The 18,482-nt window shown below is 70.8% G+C and carries 19 protein-coding genes and 6 tRNA genes; 9 read left to right on the top strand and 16 right to left on the bottom strand.

The genetic code is table 11. The features are described 5' to 3' along the window. Positions 1–68 precede the first annotated feature (68 nt). From ACH4U7_RS08005 to ACH4U7_RS07975, 7 genes are all read right to left on the bottom strand, one after another. Positions 69–2,834, bottom strand: a complete 2,766-nt coding sequence (locus ACH4U7_RS08005) for a Tat pathway signal sequence domain protein (protein ID WP_398527139.1) — start codon at positions 2,832–2,834, stop codon at positions 69–71. A 265-nt stretch (positions 2,835–3,099) separates the two neighbouring features. Next, positions 3,100–3,786, bottom strand: coding sequence for a DUF624 domain-containing protein (locus ACH4U7_RS08000; protein WP_398527138.1), 687 nt, complete (start codon positions 3,784–3,786; stop codon positions 3,100–3,102). 11 nt (positions 3,787–3,797) lie between these two features. Further along, the gene (locus ACH4U7_RS07995; RefSeq protein WP_398527137.1) at positions 3,798–4,742 is read right to left on the bottom strand and encodes a carbohydrate ABC transporter permease; all 945 of its coding nucleotides are present in this window, start codon (positions 4,740–4,742) and stop codon (positions 3,798–3,800) included. Further along, positions 4,652–5,653, bottom strand: coding sequence for a carbohydrate ABC transporter permease (locus ACH4U7_RS07990; protein ID WP_398527136.1), 1,002 nt, complete (start codon positions 5,651–5,653; stop codon positions 4,652–4,654). The genes ACH4U7_RS07995 and ACH4U7_RS07990 overlap by 91 nt, the downstream gene beginning before the upstream one ends. A gap of 11 nt (positions 5,654–5,664) precedes the next feature. Continuing rightward, the gene (locus ACH4U7_RS07985) at positions 5,665–6,945 is read right to left on the bottom strand and encodes an ABC transporter substrate-binding protein (protein ID WP_398527135.1); all 1,281 of its coding nucleotides are present in this window, start codon (positions 6,943–6,945) and stop codon (positions 5,665–5,667) included. 236 nt (positions 6,946–7,181) lie between these two features. Continuing rightward, a tRNA-Val gene (locus ACH4U7_RS07980) sits at positions 7,182–7,253 on the bottom strand. 81 nt (positions 7,254–7,334) lie between these two features. Beyond that, positions 7,335–7,790: a TIGR02611 family protein gene (locus ACH4U7_RS07975; RefSeq protein ID WP_398527134.1), complete on the bottom strand. Its 456-nt coding sequence runs from the start codon at positions 7,788–7,790 to the stop codon at positions 7,335–7,337. A 191-nt stretch (positions 7,791–7,981) separates the two neighbouring features. Here ACH4U7_RS07975 and ACH4U7_RS07970 point away from each other — a divergent pair, with 191 nt between their 5' ends. Next, the gene (locus tag ACH4U7_RS07970; protein ID WP_003959770.1) at positions 7,982–8,395 is read left to right on the top strand and encodes an SsgA family sporulation/cell division regulator; all 414 of its coding nucleotides are present in this window, start codon (positions 7,982–7,984) and stop codon (positions 8,393–8,395) included. 363 nt (positions 8,396–8,758) lie between these two features. Continuing rightward, positions 8,759–9,319 (top strand): CGNR zinc finger domain-containing protein, encoded by a 561-nt coding sequence (locus tag ACH4U7_RS07965; protein WP_398527133.1) that lies wholly within the window; start codon positions 8,759–8,761, stop codon positions 9,317–9,319. Between the two features lie 44 nt (positions 9,320–9,363). Here the strand turns inward: ACH4U7_RS07965 and ACH4U7_RS07960 are convergent, their stop codons facing one another. Both ACH4U7_RS07960 and ACH4U7_RS07955 read right to left on the bottom strand, forming a co-directional pair. Continuing rightward, positions 9,364–9,534: a hypothetical protein gene (locus ACH4U7_RS07960; RefSeq protein WP_398527132.1), complete on the bottom strand. Its 171-nt coding sequence runs from the start codon at positions 9,532–9,534 to the stop codon at positions 9,364–9,366. Positions 9,535–9,602: 68 nt separating this feature from the next. Then, the gene (locus tag ACH4U7_RS07955) at positions 9,603–10,037 is read right to left on the bottom strand and encodes a hypothetical protein (RefSeq protein WP_398527131.1); all 435 of its coding nucleotides are present in this window, start codon (positions 10,035–10,037) and stop codon (positions 9,603–9,605) included. A 245-nt stretch (positions 10,038–10,282) separates the two neighbouring features. Here ACH4U7_RS07955 and ACH4U7_RS07950 point away from each other — a divergent pair, with 245 nt between their 5' ends. Beyond that, positions 10,283–10,810: a DsbA family protein gene (locus tag ACH4U7_RS07950; protein ID WP_398527501.1), complete on the top strand. Its 528-nt coding sequence runs from the start codon at positions 10,283–10,285 to the stop codon at positions 10,808–10,810. Positions 10,811–10,881: 71 nt separating this feature from the next. Here ACH4U7_RS07950 and ACH4U7_RS07945 read toward each other — a convergent pair whose 3' ends face one another. The 3 genes from ACH4U7_RS07945 to ACH4U7_RS07935 form a co-directional block, all read right to left on the bottom strand. Continuing rightward, complete coding sequence (locus ACH4U7_RS07945; RefSeq protein WP_398527130.1) at positions 10,882–11,730, bottom strand: GNAT family N-acetyltransferase; 849 nt, start codon at positions 11,728–11,730, stop codon at positions 10,882–10,884. Positions 11,731–11,793: 63 nt separating this feature from the next. Then, a complete protein-coding gene (locus ACH4U7_RS07940; RefSeq protein ID WP_398527129.1) occupies positions 11,794–12,621 on the bottom strand; it encodes an aminotransferase class IV in 828 nt (275 codons plus the stop codon). Beyond that, positions 12,618–13,676, bottom strand: coding sequence for a chorismate-binding protein (locus ACH4U7_RS07935; protein ID WP_398527128.1), 1,059 nt, complete (start codon positions 13,674–13,676; stop codon positions 12,618–12,620). Before ACH4U7_RS07935 ends, ACH4U7_RS07940 begins: the two co-directional genes overlap by 4 nt. Positions 13,677–13,859: 183 nt before the next feature. Here ACH4U7_RS07935 and ACH4U7_RS07930 point away from each other — a divergent pair. The 5 genes from ACH4U7_RS07930 (at position 13,860) to ACH4U7_RS07910 (ending at position 14,325) form a co-directional block, all read left to right on the top strand. Further along, positions 13,860–13,932: transfer RNA gene (locus ACH4U7_RS07930), tRNA-Gly, on the top strand. Between the two features lie 28 nt (positions 13,933–13,960). Then, positions 13,961–14,031: transfer RNA gene (locus tag ACH4U7_RS07925), tRNA-Cys, on the top strand. A 1-nt stretch (position 14,032) separates the two neighbouring features. Continuing rightward, positions 14,033–14,104 (top strand) — tRNA-Val (locus ACH4U7_RS07920). A gap of 42 nt (positions 14,105–14,146) precedes the next feature. Continuing rightward, positions 14,147–14,218: transfer RNA gene (locus ACH4U7_RS07915), tRNA-Val, on the top strand. A gap of 35 nt (positions 14,219–14,253) precedes the next feature. Next, a tRNA-Val gene (locus ACH4U7_RS07910) sits at positions 14,254–14,325 on the top strand. Between the two features lie 79 nt (positions 14,326–14,404). Here the strand turns inward: ACH4U7_RS07910 and ACH4U7_RS07905 are convergent. From ACH4U7_RS07905 to ACH4U7_RS07890, 4 genes are all read right to left on the bottom strand, one after another. Further along, entirely contained in the window at positions 14,405–14,686 is a 282-nt protein-coding gene (locus tag ACH4U7_RS07905; protein ID WP_398527127.1) for a zf-TFIIB domain-containing protein, read from the bottom strand. 71 nt (positions 14,687–14,757) lie between these two features. After that, complete coding sequence (locus tag ACH4U7_RS07900) at positions 14,758–15,837, bottom strand: phosphotransferase (RefSeq protein WP_398527126.1); 1,080 nt, start codon at positions 15,835–15,837, stop codon at positions 14,758–14,760. A gap of 209 nt (positions 15,838–16,046) precedes the next feature. After that, positions 16,047–16,253, bottom strand: coding sequence for a hypothetical protein (locus ACH4U7_RS07895; protein WP_398527125.1), 207 nt, complete (start codon positions 16,251–16,253; stop codon positions 16,047–16,049). A gap of 186 nt (positions 16,254–16,439) precedes the next feature. Then, complete coding sequence (locus tag ACH4U7_RS07890) at positions 16,440–16,706, bottom strand: hypothetical protein (RefSeq protein WP_043486429.1); 267 nt, start codon at positions 16,704–16,706, stop codon at positions 16,440–16,442. 252 nt (positions 16,707–16,958) lie between these two features. Here ACH4U7_RS07890 and ACH4U7_RS07885 point away from each other — a divergent pair, with 252 nt between their 5' ends. Further along, positions 16,959–18,443: a serine/threonine-protein kinase gene (locus tag ACH4U7_RS07885; protein WP_398527124.1), complete on the top strand. Its 1,485-nt coding sequence runs from the start codon at positions 16,959–16,961 to the stop codon at positions 18,441–18,443. The last annotated feature ends 39 nt before the right edge of the window (positions 18,444–18,482 follow it).

Below are 18,482 nucleotides of genomic sequence, written 5' to 3'. Positions count from 1 at the left end.
AGTCTGCGGTCTTTCCAGTCCGCGGTGGACCGGGCCCGGGAGCGGCACCCGGGCCGGGCCCATCCGGCTCAGCCGGGCAGCTCGTCCCCGATCAGCGCGAGGTTCTGGATCGCGGCCAGCCCGTACTGGGCGGTGGAGTTGGTGGACACCCAGACGGCCTCGACCCCGGGCTCCAGCACATCGGGCCCTTCCAGTTCGACCGTCCTCCAGTCGGTCGTGGCGTCGGGGTAGCCGTCGCCCCCGGAGAACTTCTGCCAGGCGCGTTTGATCAGCGCCTCGTCCTTGAGCTGCGCCCCCGCGTAGGCGTCGAGCCTCGAGTGGCCCTGGAAGAGCAGCAGCGAGCCGAAGTCGGTGCCGTAGCGGGCCTTCTGTTCGGCCTTGGTGGCGTTGAAGTAGCGGCAGTAGTCCAGCCACGCCTCCTTGAACTCAGGTATGTCGATCAGGTCGATCAGCTCGGCGCACATCTCGACGAGGCCGAAGACCGCGGACAGATGGGAGACGCTGACCCTCGCCTCGGTCGCGACGGCGTACTTGCCGGTGGAGAGGTCGTAGAGCCCGGAGCCCTGGACGAAGCCGTTGGGCTGGGCGGCGATGGTCTCCATCGTGCTGCGCAGTCTGGCCTCGGCCTTCTCGGCCTTGGGGCCGCGCCGCTCCCATTCGGTGAGCCACGCCCCGGCGAGCCCACTCCAGTCGGTGCCGAAGCCGATGTCCAGGGCGTGCGGGTCCGGTTCGTAGTCGGGGTCGGTGCGGACCTTGCGCAGCGGGTCGAGGACGAGGAAGGTCTCGTCGGAGTCGACGAGGGCGCTCATGATGTCGCCGACACGCTCATCGGCAGTGAGGAAGTAGTACGGGCGCCGGTAGACGGCGGTGGAGATGCGCTGCTGTTTGGCGCTGTCCGCGAAGTGCTGTACGCCGTGCCGGGTGCCGAGGCCGGCCCATGTCCCGAGGTGGTAGGCGTCCACTTCGCCGGTGTGCCGGGTCATGGCCTCCGCGAACCGGAAGACATCGGCGCGACCGGAGCGCAGATAGGCGTACCAGAGCCACAGGTCGGGTGACAGTTCGGAGTTGTCCCAGGCGTAGCCGCCGACGTCGTACCGCCACTGGTGCCGGTCCTCGTCGTACGTGTGCATGATGTCGCCGTAGTCCCAGAAGCCGTACCAGCGGCGCTGTTCGGCCTGGCCCTTGTGGTAGGTGAAGAGGAAGTCCAGATGATCCTCGATCTTCGCCTTGGCGGCGGTCGAGCGGTCCACGGGCGCGAACAGGCCGCCGAAGACGTTGGCACGGGCCAGATCGGCTGGTCCGGCGGCCAGTTGGGGCGGGGTGCGTACGGCGGCTGCCTGGGCGACCAGCGTATCCGCGCTCGGTGTGGCGCCGTTGGCCCAGAACATCAGCTCGCTGGTGCGCGCGATGCCGTACGGGGTGCCGAACTTCGGCTCGTAGTCCTCGTAGGTGATGTTGAGTCCTTCGAGCTGTTCGGCGTAGGTGTCCTGGCCCATGCCGTCGTGGTAGAAGCGCAGATCCATCGGCTGGGCCTCGGGCGACCACAGCCACAGCGTGACCTCGGCCTCGTCGCCCGCGGCACCCCGGATGTCGAGCTGGGCTGGGAACTTCTCCCAGAAGTCGCGCAGTCCGAAGGACAGTCCGCCGCTGACGCCGCCCACATAGCCGAAGCCGCTCGCCCGGCCGCCTCCGCCCGCGGGGATCCAGCCGTGGCCCGGTTTGGTGCGCTTGCGCAGTGTGAAGCCGTCGGCGGACAGCTGCGAGAGGGTGTAGTCGCCCCAGGTGGGGATGAGATGCAGCCGAGTGGTCACCCGCTGGTCCCAGGTGGCCGGGTCGGGCAGCTTCTCGCCCGTGAACTGGGCCTTGCGGACGGCCGCGCCGGGGTCGCGGCGCAGCCCGGTGATGCCCTTGACCGCCTCGGTCAGAAACCCCTTGCCCTCGCCCGCGATCCGGATGTGCCGGTCGTACGCCTCGTCGCGCATGGGCACGGTGAAGCGCACGCCCAGGCCGCGGATGAAGTCCCCTGACTCATGACCGCCGGTCTGGTCCCCGTCGAAGGTGATGGTGTGGACCATGCGGAACGAGTCGGCGCCCGCGTAGAAGTAGAGCCGGACGCTGAAGGGGACCCAGCTGCGGCCGCCCTTGCGGTGCTTGCCGTCGATACGGACGACCGCGCGGACGGGGCCCTTCTGCTCGACCTTGGCGCCGCTGATCTCACCGTCGAACCGCTCCCACTTGGCGCTGCCGTGGTCGCCGTCGTCGATATCGCCCTGGCGGAGCAGGACGAGCCGGCCGTCGCGGGCGATCTCCGTGCCGCCCCGGGTGATGGACCGTACGAGCTTCCCGCCGTCCTTGCCGATCACGGCCTTGATCACCCCGGTGTCCACGGTGATCTTGCCGCCGCTCTCGGAGACGGTGACCTTCTCGGCGGGCGCTGCGGGTTCGCCGGCGGTCAGGCGGTACGCGGTGGCGCCGTCGAGCCCTTCCGCCGCGGCGTGCGCGGTCCACTTGAGCGAGCCGTCGGGCCAGTAGGCGGTGGCCCAGGTCTGCAGGGGCACGTCCTTGCCGTCGGCCGTGGCCAGTGCGAACTTCTGGTCCGCCGGCTGGGCGCCCTTCGGCCAGGGCACGCCGAAGGTGCTGCCCGCGGCCGCGCCGAGGCCGCCGTCCTCCAGCCAGGTGATGTTCACGGGGTCGTCCGCCGCATTGTCGGCCGTGTCAGCCTTGTCGGCGGCCGCGGCCTGCTGGGCGTTGTCCCCGAGCAGCCAGGAGAAGGGGGTCGCGGCGCCGGCGACGGCGGCTGCCTTGAGCACATTGCGTCGGGGGATTGGAGACATGCGCAACCTTTCAACGGGGGTCAGGTGCGGTGCATGACATGGGTGACTCGATGGGGTGGTCGTGATGTCAGGCGCGAGCAGGCCGCTGTCGGGCGACAGGCGCGCCATCGTCAGGCGCGGGCCCGCCGCGCGGCTCGACTTTTTCGTCTCCGGGGCGCTTCAGCCTCCCCCAGCCTTCGGCCGGGGGTGCCCCCTGTCGGCGGTCGACCACGCGGCGGTAGCCGCATATCGATCGCAGCCTCGGCTGCCCGCGCGGCGGAGCCGCTTATCGATTGCAGCCTCGCAGCCTCCGCGCGCTCTCCCTTTCACGGCGCACATCAGCGCCTCCGGCGCGGGCGGCGCGCTCCTTCGACTCCACCGCGACGGCGCAGGCCGCGAGGGCGCCGACCGCGGGTGCGACCAGCGGCAGCAGTTGCCAGGCGGCGACGGTGACCACCGCGAGCCCGCCGACGAGCAGCAGCGACCCGCCCAGGTCGGCACCGAGGCCGCGGCGTACGGCGGCGCGGGCCACGGCGGGCCAGCCGAGACCGGGCCGCCACCGCGCGGCCGTACGCAGCCCGAGCACGATCACCGCGAGCGTCCCCGCCACGCTCACGGCGATCAGCGCGGGCCCGCCGGGCAGGGCACCGGAGCGGGCCACGCGCAGATCGAAGGCGAGCAGCGCGAGGGCCGCCCACCACAGAAGGGAGAACCGCCAGCCGCTGCGCACCGCCCCCCGCAGACCGGAGAGGAAATCCCGCCATGTGGACCGCTCGCCGTCCAGGTGGCGGCGCAGATGTGCGCAGCCGGCCGCGAAGGCGGGCAGCAGGGTGACCACGGGCAGAGCGGCGAGCACCACCCACACCCCGGTCAGCAGGGACTCGGCGAACACCGAGAAGAGGAACAGCCGCGAGTCCCGCCGCGCCGCCGCCCGCCCGGTCCGCGACCGCGCGCTCGCCTCCCGTACGTCCATGGCGCCGCCCCTCAGCCCTTGAGCCCGGAGGTCGCCGCGCCCTCGACCAGATAGCGCTGGAAGGCGAGGAAGAACAGCAGCACCGGCGCCAGCGCCACCAGCGACATGGCGACCATGCCGCCGTAGTCCGCGACGGTGTCCTGGTCGATGAACATCTTCAGGGCGAGCGAGACCGTGTACTTGTCCTGGGTGTTCAGATAGAGCAGCGGTCCGATGAAGTCGTTCCAGGACCAGATGAAGCTGAAGATCGCGCTGGTGATCAGGGCGGGGCGGCACAGCGGCAGCACGATGTTCCAATAGATGCGCAGATGGCCGCAGCCGTCGATACGGGCCGCCTCGTCCAGCTCCTTCGGCAGGTTGCGCATGAACTGCATCAGCAGGAAGACGAAGAAAGCGTCCACGGCCAGGTATTTGCCGAGCAGCAGCGGCACAAAGGTGTTGATCAGTTCCAGCTTCTGGAACAGCACATACTGCGGAATGATCAGCACCTGGAAGGGCAGCAGCAGTGTGGCGATCATGACCGAGAACAGCAGATTGCGCCCCGCGAAGCGGATCCTGGCGAAGGCGTAGGCCGCCAGGGAGCAGGAGAACAGCACCCCGACCACCGAACCCACCGCGATGATCAGCGAGTTGTAGAAGAAGCTGGTGATCGGGATGTCGGCGATGCCCTCCGACAGCCGCCGGTAGTTGTCGGTGATGGGGTCGGTGGGCAGCAGCTGCAGGCTGCCGACGATCTTGTCGCCGGGCTTGAACGAGGCCCCGATCACCCAGACCACGGGGTAGAGGATCACGGCCAGCAGCGCGAGCGCGCCCACATGCCAGCCCACGGACCGCACCCTGCGCCGGGCCGTACTGGTCACAGCGCTCACCTGGCATCCTCCTCGTAGTGCACCCAGCCGCGCTGGGTCTTGAACAGCACCACTGTCACCAGTCCGATGCCGAGCATCAGCATCCATGCCATCGCGGAGGCGTAGCCCATGCGCAGATTGCGGAAGCCCTGCTCGTACAGGTACCAGGTGTAGACCAGCAGCGAGTCGGCGGGACCGCCCGCCCCGGAGCCTCCGGTGCCGCCGATGACCACCGCCGAGGTGAAGACCTGGAACGAGTGGATGATCTCCAGCAGCAGATTGAAGAAGAGCACCGGGGAAATCATCGGCAGGGTGATGGAACGGAACCGGCGCCAGCGGCCCGCACCGTCCATCTCCGCGGCCTCGTACAGCTCACGGGGCACCTGCTTGAGCCCGGCCAGGAAGATCACCATCGGGGCGCCGAACTGCCAGACGGTCAGCGAGATCAGCGTGGGCAGCATCCAGTCCGGGTCGCCGATCCAGCCGCCCACGTCCCAGCCGAAGAGACTCATCGACTTGTCGACGATCGCGTCGTCCTGGAAGATCGACCGCCAGACGACGCCGATGCTGACGCTGGCGCCGATCAGGGACGGGGCGTAGAAGGCCGAGCGGTAGAAGCCCTGCCCCTTACGGGGCTTGACCAGCAGCAGTGCCACGCCGAGCGCGAGCAGCAGCTTGAGCGGGGTGCCGATCAGAACGTACTTCAGCGTCACATCGACCGAGTTCCACCACCGGTCGTCCCGGAACATCTCCCGGAAGTTCCTCAGGCCCACCCACTTGGGCGAGTCGAAGAGGTTGTAGTCGGTGAACGCCAGGTAGAGCGAGACGAGCATCGGGCCGAGGGTGAGCAGCAGGATCCCGATGCACCACGGCGTCAGGAAGAGATACCCGGCCAGCGTCTCCCGGCGCCCCCGCCGCCGCGCGAGGGCGGCGGGGGCGGAGTGCGGGGCCTTGGCCTCCCGCGGCGCCGGGGCCTTGTGCGCGAGGCCGTCCGCCGCGGGGGTCTTGGTGGGGGTCACGGGGGATCTCCTCAGGAGCCGAGCGCGGTCTTCGCCTCGCTGAAGAACTGGTCCACGGCGTCGTCCACCGACGTCTTGCCCTGGCTGACCTGGCCGTAGATGCGCAAGAACGCGGCCTCGGCGACATCCGCGCCGGCCGGGTGCGGAGTGATCGGCTCCAGCTTGTCGGTGACGCTCTCCTCGTACTGGGCGATCTTGGCGTTCACACCGGTGGGCTTGAACGCGTCGTACTGCGCGTTGGTGGGCAGCACCCCGCGGTTGTAGCCCATGATCTTGCCGACCTCGGGGTCATGGGTCATGAAGTCGATGAACTTCGCGACTTCCTTGGGGTGTTGGGTACGCGCGGAACCGCTGAGCATCAGCGAGGAGAGGTACTGCCCGGTCTTCTTCCCGTCCAGGGTCGGGATCGGGCCGAGGTCGAGTTCGGTCTTGGTCTCGGCCGCGAAGCGGACCAGGAAGTTGTCCCAGGTGAACTCGGCGGCGGCGAGGTCGGCGCTGATGGTGGCCTTGGGCTTGACCTGCTCGCTCTTCTTGGCCGGGACCAGCACGCCGTCCTTGTTCTTCCCGTACCAGTCGCCCCACCACTTCTTGAGGTCGTCCTCGGTGAACCCGAGCTTCTTGTCCTCGGTGAAGAAGGCCTTGCCCTCCTGGCGCAGATACAGGTCGTAGAGGTACATCACCCCGGCGTTGTCACTGGCGCCGAAGAGGTCCCCCTTGTCCTGGCTGATCTTCTCGGCCGCGGAGAAGAACTGGTCCCAGGTCCAGCCGTCCTTGGGGGTCACCCCGACCTTCTTGAACTCGGCGGGGTTGTAGAACATGGCGAAAGTGTTGACGCCGACCGGCACGCCGTAGAGCTTGCCGTCGACCTCACCGGCCTTCTCCAGGCCGGCCCGGAAGTCCTTCATGCTGAGGTTTCCGGCCTTCACCTGCTGGTTCAGATCGAGCAGGATGTTCTTCTCGCCGTACTTGCGCAGAAAAGCGACGGAATTCTGGAAGACGTCGGGCGGATTTCCGCCCGCGGCCTGGGTATTGAACTTGCTCCAGAAGTCGGCGTACTCGGCGAAGTCCGTCTTCACCTTGATCTTCGGATACTTCTTCTCAAACAGCTTGACCGTCTTCTGGATCAGCTCGGCGCGGTCCTTCGCTCCCCACCAGGAGTAGCGGATGGTCACCGTGCCATCGCCCGAGCCTCCGCTGTTCCCACCGCAGCCCGAGGCCAGCAGCCCCAGCCCCAGCAGCCCCACCGCGGCCGCCCGCAGCCCTCTGCTCCCTCGCACCCATCGAGCACTCATGAGACGCCCCTCCCGGGCAGGTCGTCCGACTGCCCAACGAGCCTTCACACCAACGATCCTTGAAACGTTTTAGGCAAGCGCTTGCTGGGCTAAGTTAGGGACGTAGTCGGCGGACGTCAACGGTTCGGACAGGATCAGTCGAAGCGCTTCACCGATCGACAGGGATGCGGCCGTCACTGCGCGTAACAACACCGAGGGCCCGGAGGCATCTAGCCTCCGGGCCCTCGGTTGCAGGGTGGGCGATACTGGGTTCGAACCAGTGACCTCTTCGGTGTGAACGAAGCGCTCTCCCACTGAGCTAATCGCCCTGGCGCACGCCCAACATTAGCGCATGCCGGGCCGTGCCCATGACCACCCGCGTCCGCGCCCCGAGCGGTCGACCGCGCTCGTCACTCCTTGATCTTCCAGGGCATGACGAACCCGAACTTCCACACATACACCGCCATGGCCGCGGCGCAAATCACCACGGCGATCGTGGTCAGAATGATGTTCCGCTTGCGCACCCGGGGGTCCAGAGCGCGCTGCGCCGCCTCCGTGACCTTCCGCTTGGTCCAGCGCAGCACCAGCTGGGCCCAGACGAACTCGGTGGCCCAGATCGCCATACCGGCGAAGATCACCAGCCATCCGGGGCCGGGCAGCGGCAGCATGATGATGCCGATGACCACCACTGCGAGCCCGACCAGGAACACCCCGACCTGCCAGCTCACATGCAACGCCCGGGACCTCTGGATGAAGTGCGGCGCCCGCGAGCCGAAGACCGGCTCACCAGAGGCGCCCTCCCCCGCCGCGGCCCCGGATGCCGCCGATCCGGCGACTTCCTGCCGCTCGTCACTCTCCGCGCTCATGTGACCCAACTTACCTGATCGAAATGAGTTCACCGGAATGGCGGTACCGCCCGCCCGGAGACTCCGCTGCTAGAGCTACTAGAAGGACCACAAAACGGGCAGAGGGGTTTACAACGGCACCGTAGGTGGCATGTCGATTTCGCCGACGTGCGAATCCCCGAGCGCACACTGAGCGAAAGGCCCTGGCGCTTATGAACACCACGGTCAGCTGCGAGCTGCACCTGCGCCTCGTTGTGTCGAGCGAGTCGTCACTGCCTGTACCCGCGGGCCTGCGGTACGACACGGCCGATCCCTACGCCGTGCACGCCACCTTCCACACCGGAGCCGAAGAGACGGTCGAATGGGTCTTCGCCCGCGACCTGCTCGCCGAGGGCCTGCACCGGCCCACAGGCACTGGCGACGTCCGTGTGTGGCCGTCCCGCAGTCATGGCCAGGGCGTCGTCTGCATCGCCCTGAGCTCCCCGGAGGGAGAGGCTCTGCTCGAGGCCCCGGCGCGGGCCCTGGAGTCGTTCCTCAAGCGAACCGACGCTGCGGTGCCACCCGGCACCGAGCACCGCCATTTCGACCTCGACACGGAACTCTCCCACATCCTGGCGGAGAGCTGAGCCCCGGCGAGCGCTGAGCGCGGCCGTCCGACTCGGGGAGACGGCGCGAGCCCGGCCGCGGCATGCAGGCAGCGACATCAACGGCATATCAACAACGGCATATGGCAGCAGGCGACGGTGTCGTCGCCGCGGAGTGGTCCGCGGCGACGACACCGTCGTCTCGTGCGGTCGTACGGCGTCACCGGTCGGCACCAGTCGGCGCTGCCGGTTGTCGATGATCACCGTTGTCAGCGGTCACCAGTTGTCATGGGTGGTTGTCATACGGGCCGTAGTTGTCACACATGTGGGCGGACGCCGCTAGAGTCGGTCAGATCGAAGGGCAGGCGAGAGCAGCCTCCGATCCGGCCGGCCAGGGAGCCAACCGTGCTGATCAACCACGACACCCGGTGCGCGCTCGACGCGGTCGTCGCTCTGGTGAACACCACGCCCGAAGGCGAGGGCCCGGACGACCTCGCGGACCTCGCCGCGCTGCGCACCTTCGTCGCGCAGCACGCCATCAGCGACGTCGGCACGCTCGGGGAGCGAGACCTGGTGGCCGTACGGGCCGTGCGCGGCCGCTTCGCCGAGGTCTTCGCCGCGGCCGATTCCCGGCGCGCCGCCGAACTGCTCAACGCGATGGTCGCCGCGGCCGGCACCACCCCCCGGCTCACCGACCACGACGGCTACGACTGGCATGTGCACTACTTCGCCCCAGGGGCGTCCCTGGCCGAGCACCTGGCCGCCGACGGCGGCATGGCGCTCGCGTTCCTCGTGGTGGCGGGCGAGCGGGAGCGGCTGCGGCGCTGCGAGGCGCCGGATTGCGGGCATGCCTTCGTCGACCTCTCGCGTAACCGCTCACGGCGCTACTGCGACAGCCGCACCTGCGGAAATCGCTTGCATGTGGCCGCCTATCGCGCCCGGCGCCGGGAGGCGGCAGCGGGCTGAGGCCGCGTCGACGGTCGTGCCGACGTCGGCGCGTCCGGTGGCGGTCACCACCGGTAGAGGTCGTGGACGGCGGTGACGAAGAGCAGGGTGAATATGACCGCGAGGAACAGCATCAGCGGTGGCTGGGAAAGGGCGAAGAGACAGCCACGCGACTCTTCGCTCGGCGGTGCAGGGGGTCCTTCGATAGGGGATCGCTCCCCGGGTGATTGCAGCATCTCGCGCAAGATCATGGCGCAGGGGGACCCCGCCTGCGACCGGAGACCTGGTATTGACCGGTTGGGCGTCAGATTCCGTGCTTTTTGAGAATGGCCTCGATATCCGAGAAGTCGTCCGTGCCCGAGCTGCCTCCGGACTTGGCCGCGCCCCTGGATCCCCGCAGCCCGCCGCCCGCGCCCAGCGCGGGGGCTGTAGCCCCGGCCCGCTCCGCCGCCGCGGCGGCGCGCCGCTCCTTGCGGGTGCCACCGCCCCGGCGCTCCACCGCCCGGGTCACCATGAACAGCAGCCAGGACAGGCCGAGCACCCCGAAGCCCAGCCAGACGCTCGGCTTGAAGACCAGGTCGGCGATCCAGTCCAGGATGCCCGTCATCGCCAGACCCACCGGCAGCAGCGCGTAGGCGGCGATACGGGTCGCGGCCAGGAAACGCTTGCGGTACGCCGTCACAAAGGCGACCGCGAGTCCCGCCGCGGACGCCGCGGCGCAGACGGTGTCGGTCAGCATCGGGTCCTCCTGGCGATCGGATAACAGGGATCGGGTCCCGGGTATCCATCGTGCACCCTCGAGGCGCTATCCCGACCGTCCCGGGGATGAGGATCAGGGACATCTCCGGGGAACGGCTCCTCCCCTGGGCCGAGTCCGCGTCCGCGGATCCAGTCCGCGGGGTCGAGTCCGTGCCGTGGACCTCCCGGGCCGAGGCGCGCGGTGCTGATTCGGAGGACGCGGCTCCGGGCTGGAAGACTGACCCCATGAGCGACCCCCAGCCTGCCCAGCCCGCTGAACCCGCCGAGCCGATCGTGCTCGATGTGTGGTGCGAGCTCCAGTGCCCCGACTGCCGTAGCTCACAGACCGATCTGCACGCGCTGCGGGCCCGCTACGGCGACGCCCTGGAGATCCGCATACGGCATTTCCCGCTGGAGAAGCACAAGCACGCCCACGCGGCCGCCCAGGCCCTCGAGGAGGCCATCGTGCAGGGCCGGGGCTGGCCGTACGCCGAGGCCGTCCTGGCCCGCGCCGAGGAGCTTGGCGCGCGCGGCGAGGTACTGCTGGTGGAGGTGGCGCGGGAGCTGGGCCTGGACGCCGAGGAGATGGACACCGCGCTGATCGACGGGCGGCACATGCTGATCGTGGACGCGGACCAGGCCGAGGGCAAGGCGATCGGGGTCAACGGCACCCCGACGTATGTGATCGGCGGCGAGCGGCTGGACGGCGGGAAGAGCCAGGAGGGTCTGCGCGAGCGCATCGAGGCGATCGCCGACCGGCTGCTCGCCGGCTGAGCCGGGGACCGGGGCGAGCGCCCCGGGGACGTCGGCCGGCGCCCCGGGGACGTCGGCCGGCGCCTCGGGGCTCAGAGCAGCTGCTTGAACAGGTGGTACTCGGTCGGCCGGTAGCCAAGCGACTCGTACAGCCGCAGCGCCGGGGCGTTGCCGCCGAAGACATGCAGCCCGATCGTGCGGGCCCCCGCCGCCAGGCCGTCGCGCTCGGCGGCCAGCATGAGCGTACGGCCGTGGCCGTGGCCGCGGTGCTCCTCGGCGACCTCGACGCCGTAGACATAGCCCTCGAGAGCGCCTTCTGCCTCCGCCGACTCCTCGGGGCGTATCGCCAGCCACACGGTGCCCACGTCCGTACCGTCGTGAGCGAGGACGCGCAGCAGGGCGCCGGGCGTCGCGGGGCCGTCCGGCAGCAGGGTCGCGTAGGCGGTGTCCGCCTTGGCCCGCGCCGCTTCCTCGGCCACCCCCCGCTCCGTCCAGCTGCGGATGTACTCGGCCCGCTCGTGCTCGAACCAGGCCGGGTACTCCGCCTCCCCCATGGCCCGCACCTCGCTGCCCGCCGGCAGCTCGGGCGCCTCGGACAGCTCCTTGACCATGTTGCGGCCGCGCTCGCCGAAGCCGAGCGCGCCCGCGAGCCCGAGCGCGGTCGTGACCTGCGCCGGGATGCTGACCTCCACCTGCGTACAGCCCCAGCCGCGCAGCACCTCCTCGGCGGCCAGCGCGGCGACCGTGCCCCGGCCGCGGTGGCGGTCCGGCTCGTCGATGTCCAGCCGCTCGATCCGCCCGACCTCCGGGCCCAGCCGGTCGTCGGTGGCGAGGTGGAGCGAGCCGACGGGGCGGCCGTTGACACAGACCTCGTACGAGCGGGCCCGGCCGCCCGCGTCGGTGCGCTGTTCCGGCCCGGTGGGCCGCAGGATGGTGGTCACGATGGTGTTCTACCTACCCGACGGACGATCGTCACCAGGTTTTCGCGGCGAACCGCCCGCCGCTCAGGGGTCGAGGTCGTCGGCCGCCCGCCGGGCGAAGATCCGCATGGCCTCCGCGGTGACCGGGCCGGGCGCGCCCGGCAGCGGCCGCTCGTCCAGCCGGTGGACGGCCTGGACGTCCCGGGTGGTGGAGGTCAGGAAGATCTCTTCGGCCCGCTCCAGTACGTCGAAGGGCAGATCGGTCTCCTTCGCTCCCACCCAGTCGAGCACGAGCTGCCGCGTGATGCCCGCGAGGCAGCCGGAGGCCAGGGGCGGGGTGTGCAGTTCGCCGTCGAGGACCACGAAGACATTGGAGCCGGTGCCCTCGCACAGCCGCCCGACCGTGTTGCCGAACAGCGCCTCGCTCGCGCCGTGCTCCCGGGCCCGGGCGAGCGCCACGACGTTCTCGCCGTACGAGGTGGTCTTCAGGCCGGCCAGCGCCCCGCGCTCGTTACGGGTCCAGGGGACGGTGACCACCGCCGTCGTATCGGGCCGCCGGTCGGTGTCGACGAGCGCGACGACCAGGGTGGGGCCCGCCGTGCCGCGGTCGGAGCCGAGCGGCGAAACCCCTCCCGTATAGGTGATCCGCAGCCGCCCGAGCGGCGCCGGGTTGGCGTGCAGCACCGCTTGGCAGGCGCGCCGCACCTCGTCCAAGTCCGGTTCCGGCAGCCCGAGACCGCGGGCCGAGCCGGCCAGCCGGTGCAGATGGCGGGTGAGGGCGAAGGCGCGTCCGTCGGCCGCCTTGACCGTCTCGAAGACGCCGTCGCCGACCGTCAGTCCATGGTCGAAGACGGACACCTGTGCGCTGTCGGCCTCGCGCAGCGAGCCGTCGAGCCAGATGGCGAGCGTCATCGTGCGATGCCTCCCGTCGGCTGATACGCGCCCGCCGCCACCTTGAGCAGCCGGGCGGCCTTGAGTTCGGTTTCGTCCCATTCGCGCTCCGGGTCGGAGCCCCAGGTGATGCCGGCCCCGGTGCCGAAGCGCAGCGCCGGGCCGCCCGCCGCCGCGCGGTCGATCCAGAAGGTCCGTATCCCCACCGCCAGCTCGCCGGTGCCGCGGTCGGCGTCCACCCAGCCGATGCCTCCGCAGTACGGGCCGCGGGGCGCGGTCTCCAACTCTTCAATGATGCGCAGCGCGCTGGACTTGGGCGCCCCGGTGACGGACCCGGGCGGAAACGCCGCCGCGAACAGCTCCGGCCAGCCCGCGCCGGCCGCCAGCTCGCCGCGCACGGTGGAGACGAGGTGGACAAGACCGGGGTGCGGCTCGACCGCGCACAGCGCGGGAACGGTCACCGTCCCGGTGGCACAGCACCGGCCCAGGTCGTTGCGGACCAGGTCAACGATCATCACGTTCTCGGCGTGGTCCTTCTCCAGGAGGTCCGACGCCTCGCGCCCGGTGCCCTTGATCGGGCCGGATTCGACGACCCGCCCATCCCGCCGCAGAAACAGCTCGGGCGAGGCCGTGGCGACCTCCACGCCATGCGCGGGCAGGCGGACGGTCCCGGCGTACGGCGCGGGGTTGCCCAGGGCCAGCAGCGCGGTGAGCTCGTCCACATCGGAGCGGTCGGGTTCGGGCAGCGGCGCGGACATGACCCGGCACAGGTTCGCCTGGTACACCTCGCCCGCCGCTATATAGCGGCGGATGCGCCGTACGCCCTCGGTGTAGGCGGCGCGGTCCAGCGATGAGGTCCAGTCCCCGGGGGCGGGCCCCGACCAGCCGCCGGGCGTCGGGGCCGGTACGGGCTCGGGCCGTACGTCCGCGAAGCGGGCGCAGACCAGGCCGCCCTCGAAGTCGGCGACCACCGCCCAGAAACCCTCGGACTCCAGAGCCGCGGGGTCGCTGGTCACATCACGCAGATCGGTGGCGACGAGGCCGCCGAAGCGGGCGAGAGGGGGGAGCTCGTACACGGTTGCGAGTCTAGGGCGGGCGCCTCCGCGGTGTGGCGGGAGGGCGTACCGACCGCGGCCCACGGCGGCACGCTGCGGAAACGGAGGGAGCATGGTGAGCAAACGGAATTTGAGCTGGCCCCGGAATCCGCTAGAGTTCAACACGTCGCCGGGACGCGGGAGCGCCCCGGAGAAACGACACCTGCGGACGTGGCTCAGTTGGTAGAGCATCACCTTGCCAAGGTGAGGGTCGCGAGTTCGAATCTCGTCGTCCGCTCGGAGTGGGGGTTTCGGCCCCTGCGTCTGGTGGAGTGGCCGAGAGGCGAGGCAACGGCCTGCAAAGCCGTCTACACGGGTTCAAATCCCGTCTCCACCTCGGACGATTAGCTCAGCGGGAGAGCGCTTCCCTGACACGGAAGAGGTCACTGGTTCAATCCCAGTATCGTCCACTCGGGTCCTTGTGGGCCCGCCGGGTTCTTATGGACCCGCCCGCGCGATTAGCTCAGCGGGAGAGCGCTTCCCTGACACGGAAGAGGTCACTGGTTCAATCCCAGTATCGCGCACACCGCGGTTCCGCGATCTTCATCGTGGTTCCCCGGGACGATTAGCTCAGCGGGAGAGCGCTTCCCTGACACGGAAGAGGTCACTGGTTCAATCCCAGTATCGTCCACATGATCGGCCGAGGGCCGGGGCATCTCGCCCCGGCCCTCAGTCGTATGCCCTGCCGTATGCGCTCAGGCCGTGTGCGCTCAGGAGGAGAAGAGCATGTGCCCGAAGCCGCGCTTGTGGTGCCCGTGGTGGCCGTGGTGACCGTGCTGCGGGGCACCCCAGGCGGGCGCGGCCGGGTACGCCTGAGGGGCCGGCGGCGCGGGCGGAGCCTGCGGGGGCGTGGACCACTGCGACTCCAGCCGCGTGAGCGCCTCCAGCTCCCCGTAGTCCAGGAAGATCCCCCGGCAGCCGCTGCACTGCTCTATCTGGACACCATTGCGGTTGTACGTGTGCATCTGCGCATGGCACTTGGGACACTGCATGGTCCGCTCAACTCCTCAGCTTTCAGACAAAAGCGCTGCCGGAACGGCCGTCCGGCGGCGTTGACTTCACCCTACGCTCCGGCAAGCCGCGCGATGCGCAGGCAGGCCTCCACCATCGACTCCTCCGCCTCGTCCAATGGGCGCCCCTCCCGCGCCGCCTTGGCGAGCGCCAGCGCGGAGATCTGCACGGTCAGCGCGCGGGCGGGCACGTCCAGCCGTGCCCACGGGTCCTCTTGACACTCCCGTACGGCCGGGCCGCCCGCCGCGCGGTACGCCCCCAGGAAGCGCTCCCAGTCGTCCGGGGCGAGCAGCCCGGCGGCGAACCAGGCGGCGGGGCGGGCGAGATCCCATGCGGGGTCGCCGAGGCCGAGGTCGTCGACGTCGATGAGCAGCCAGCGGGCGGGGGTGCCGGAGGGGTTGGGGGGGTCGGGGTAACCGGGTTGCTCGGGCGGTCCGGGGTGCTCGGGAAACCCCGGGTACTCGGGAAGCCCTGGGTGCTCGGGAAATCCTGGGTACTCGGGGGATGCGGCGTATCTCACCAACTGGCCCAGGTGGAGATCGCCATGGCACAGCGCGCCACCACCCTGCGGCGCCGCCCCCTCGCCCCGCGCCCAGCCCGGCAGCGCGCCCCACGCCCGCAGCACCGCCTCCACGGCCGCCCCCGCTCCGCCCTCCGCCGCTCCGACCCCCGCGCGCCGCAGCCTGGCGACGGCCCGGGCGGCCTTGGCGGGTCCGCGCATCGGCGGCAGCGGGCCGGGCAGCGCGGCGGGCTCCACGGAGTGCAGCCGCGCCAGCAGCGCCCCGGCCTCCCCCCATGGCGCGGCCTCCGGGTGCTCGGGCGACACCGGCTCCCCGTACGGCCACAGGGTCACCGCCCGCCCTCCGGGCAGCGCCTCGGGCCCGCCCAGCGGCGGAAGCAGGATGCCGGCACACCTCGGATGCCCGGCCACCCGCACCCTGACGGCCAGCTCATCCGGGTCCGTGCCGGGGGCGTGCGCCTTCGCGACGACCGAACCATGGAGTATGACGGTGGCGTCGCGGCGGTCCGCAAGCACGATCGCCTCGCCGAGGGGTCCGTGATGCGGCGCGGACCGGTGGCGGACGACGTCGACCAGCTGCGGGACGACGTCCTCCCGTACGGTTCCGCTCACGGCTTCCCATCTCGCAGACGCGGTGGCCTTCCGAGCTGGATCCTAGGTCAGGCCGTATCCCCGCTTCGCCGGGGCATGGCCCCCGAACGGCGCGATGCCCGGACAGCTCCCCAGCTGTCCGGGCACTCGTGCCGTCCGCCGCACCCCCGTCCCCACGGGGTTGATGACGGGATGTCCCCGCCCGGGCCGCTCTCCCGGGCCTGGGGCGCTCAGCGCCCCAGCATTCCCGCCACGGACGACGCCTGTGTGACGACGGCCTCCCAGCCGCCGAACACGATGGCCAGGAGAGCGGCCAGCGGCAGCGCCAGCGCCGCCGCGACCAAGGGGTGACGCCGGTCGGACCGCTGGTCGCCGAACACCTCCGCCGCGCGGTGCCCGCGCGCTCGGGTGGCCGTCCCTCCAGCCGGATCCGCCATTGCCTCTCTCCTGTCACATCTGGGGCGGCGAGCGTCTGACCTCGGGGGACGAGTGCTGCGCCCGCCGCTTGACCTCAACATTAGGCGCGGCGACCGGGGACGGCGTCATGCCTTCGTATCGATGCCGGGCCTCCCGGAGGATGACGTCCTGCGCGGGCGACTACTCCCCTGGGTGGAGACTCGACGTCAGGACTTGGGGTCTTCCCTGAGGGGACCCTCCTCGCGCTCCCCATCGTCGATCCGCGGCACCGGCTGCTCGACCAGCGCCAGCACCCTGGTGGCCATGAAGCGGGCGGTGCGCACCACCGAACCGCTCCGGGTGACTTCGCTCACTTCCACCACGCCTCGACGCACCGCGGTCTCCACCCTGCGGCCCGCCCGGCTCGCCACCACTTCATAGGTACGCGTCGTGTCACCGGCGTCAACGACTATCTCCACACGATCACCCTTCACGGGCTCAATCCCCCTTCTGCGGCGGTCCCTTGAGATCTCGCATCGCGGATCGGAGCGCGGATTGCCGCGATTCCGCCCCACTTCTCCAAGGATTCCACCCGCCACTGACAATCCATCTGCCGACGCATGCGCGGCCTCTGCGCGCGTCGGGCCGTCAATCCGTAAGCTGTGCACGTCAGACGGCGGCAGCGGATGGGGCCTCCCCGCGAGGGGTACTGGGAAGGGGCCTACCACCGGAGGTAGGGGACGGACATGGCGATGATGCGGCTCCGGCGCGAGGATCCGCGTGTCGTCGGTTCCTTCCGGCTTCACCGGCGGCTCGGCGCGGGCGGCATGGGGGTGGTCTACCTCGGCTCCGACCGGCGCGGGCAGCGCGTGGCGCTGAAGGTGATCCGGCCGGATCTGGCCGAGGACCGTGAGTTCCGGTCCCGGTTCGCCCGCGAGGTCTCGGCCGCGCGGCGGATCCGCGGGGGCTGTACGGCGCGGCTGGTGGCCGCCGACCTGGAGGCCGACCGGCCGTGGTTCGCCACGCAGTACGTGCCCGGGCCGTCCCTGCACGACAAGGTGAACGAAGAGGGCCCGCTGCCCGCCACACAGGTCGCCGCCATCGGGTCGGCGCTGGCCGAGGGCCTGTTGGCGGTGCACGAGGCGGGTGTGGTGCACCGGGACCTGAAGCCGTCGAACATCCTCCTGTCGCCCAAGGGTCCGCGGATCATCGACTTCGGCATCGCCTGGGCGACCGGCGCCAGCACGCTGACGCACGTCGGCACGGCGGTCGGCTCCCCCGGCTTTCTCGCGCCCGAGCAGGTGCGCGGGGCGACGGTGACCCCCGCGACCGACGTTTTCGCGCTGGGCGCGACGCTCGCGTACTGCTCAATGGCCGACTCCCCGTTCGGGCAGGGGAGTTCGGAGGTGATGCTCTACCGGGTGGTGCACGAGGAGCCGCAGTTGGCCGGGGTGCCGGACGCGCTGGCCCCGCTGCTCCACGCGTGTCTCGCGAAGGACCCTGAGGACCGGCCGAGCACGCTTCAGCTCTCCCTGCGCCTGAAGGAGATCGCGGCGCGGGAGGCCCACGGGCACGGGGGGCATGGGCACGGGGGGCTTGGCTCCGGCGGGTCCGGGCACGGGCAGTCCGACGGGCACCACTCCGGAGGCCAGCATCCGGGAGGTCCGCACTCAGGGGGTCCGCACTCGGGAGGTCCGCACTCAGGGGGTCACTCGTCCGGCGGGCACCACCCCGGGCCGCGGCAGCCGTCGGAGCGGCCGAGCGGCCGGCGCGCCGACGAGTACACACGGCAGCGTACGGAGCGGCGCCCCGGTGGCACTCCCCCGCCCGCGCCCCGCGGCCAGGTTCCGCGCTCCTCTGCGCCGCGCCCTGGGCCGGGTACGGGAGGCCGTTCCGCCGGTTCGGCTGGTTCGGCCGGGGCCCCTGGGTCCACTGGGTCCACGGGCCGTAACTCCGGCGCCCGCCCGACCCCCGCGCGCCCCTCGGGGCGCAACGGCGCGCGGCCGCCCGTGCGTACGCTCCGTACGCCGCGGAACGGACGCCGACCCGTCGGGCCGGACCGTCGGCTGATGCGCCAGCGGCTGATCGTCTTCGTCGTGGTGACGCTGCTGGTCGCGCTGGGCATCGCGGCGGCGCAGGGCTGCCAGGGGCCGCCCTTGGGGCTCGGGGCGCCGATGCCCGCGCCCACCGCGCCGTCGTCGCAGGATGCTGCGCCGCCGCTGCACAGATGACGTGAGGGGGGCGGGGCCGGGGGCCTCTTACGCGGCCTC

The organism is Streptomyces sp. NPDC020845, from assembly GCF_044334165.1.
Lineage (GTDB): Bacteria > Actinomycetota > Actinomycetes > Streptomycetales > Streptomycetaceae > Streptomyces.
This window is presented reverse-complemented; position numbering and strand designations above follow the sequence as displayed.

Excerpts from the sequence above, each read along its gene's own strand:
- ACH4U7_RS08005 (WP_398527139.1), bottom strand. The coding sequence starts at position 2,834 with ATGTCTCCAATCCCCCGACGCAATGTGCTCAAGGCAGCCGCCGTCGCC.
- ACH4U7_RS08000 (WP_398527138.1), bottom strand. The coding sequence starts at position 3,786 with ATGGACGTACGGGAGGCGAGCGCGCGGTCGCGGACCGGGCGGGCGGCG.
- ACH4U7_RS07995 (WP_398527137.1), bottom strand. The coding sequence starts at position 4,742 with ATGGATGCTGATGCTCGGCATCGGACTGGTGACAGTGGTGCTGTTCAA.
- ACH4U7_RS07985 (WP_398527135.1), bottom strand. The coding sequence starts at position 6,945 with ATGAGTGCTCGATGGGTGCGAGGGAGCAGAGGGCTGCGGGCGGCCGCG.
- ACH4U7_RS07975 (WP_398527134.1), bottom strand. The coding sequence starts at position 7,790 with ATGAGCGCGGAGAGTGACGAGCGGCAGGAAGTCGCCGGATCGGCGGCA.
- ACH4U7_RS07970 (WP_003959770.1), top strand. The coding sequence starts at position 7,982 with ATGAACACCACGGTCAGCTGCGAGCTGCACCTGCGCCTCGTTGTGTCG.
- ACH4U7_RS07960 (WP_398527132.1), bottom strand. The coding sequence starts at position 9,534 with ATGCTGCAATCACCCGGGGAGCGATCCCCTATCGAAGGACCCCCTGCA.
- ACH4U7_RS07955 (WP_398527131.1), bottom strand. The coding sequence starts at position 10,037 with ATGCTGACCGACACCGTCTGCGCCGCGGCGTCCGCGGCGGGACTCGCG.
- ACH4U7_RS07950 (WP_398527501.1), top strand. The coding sequence starts at position 10,283 with ATGAGCGACCCCCAGCCTGCCCAGCCCGCTGAACCCGCCGAGCCGATC.
- ACH4U7_RS07940 (WP_398527129.1), bottom strand. The coding sequence starts at position 12,621 with ATGACGCTCGCCATCTGGCTCGACGGCTCGCTGCGCGAGGCCGACAGC.
- ACH4U7_RS07905 (WP_398527127.1), bottom strand. The coding sequence starts at position 14,686 with ATGCAGTGTCCCAAGTGCCATGCGCAGATGCACACGTACAACCGCAAT.
- ACH4U7_RS07895 (WP_398527125.1), bottom strand. The coding sequence starts at position 16,253 with ATGGCGGATCCGGCTGGAGGGACGGCCACCCGAGCGCGCGGGCACCGC.
- ACH4U7_RS07885 (WP_398527124.1), top strand. The coding sequence starts at position 16,959 with ATGGCGATGATGCGGCTCCGGCGCGAGGATCCGCGTGTCGTCGGTTCC.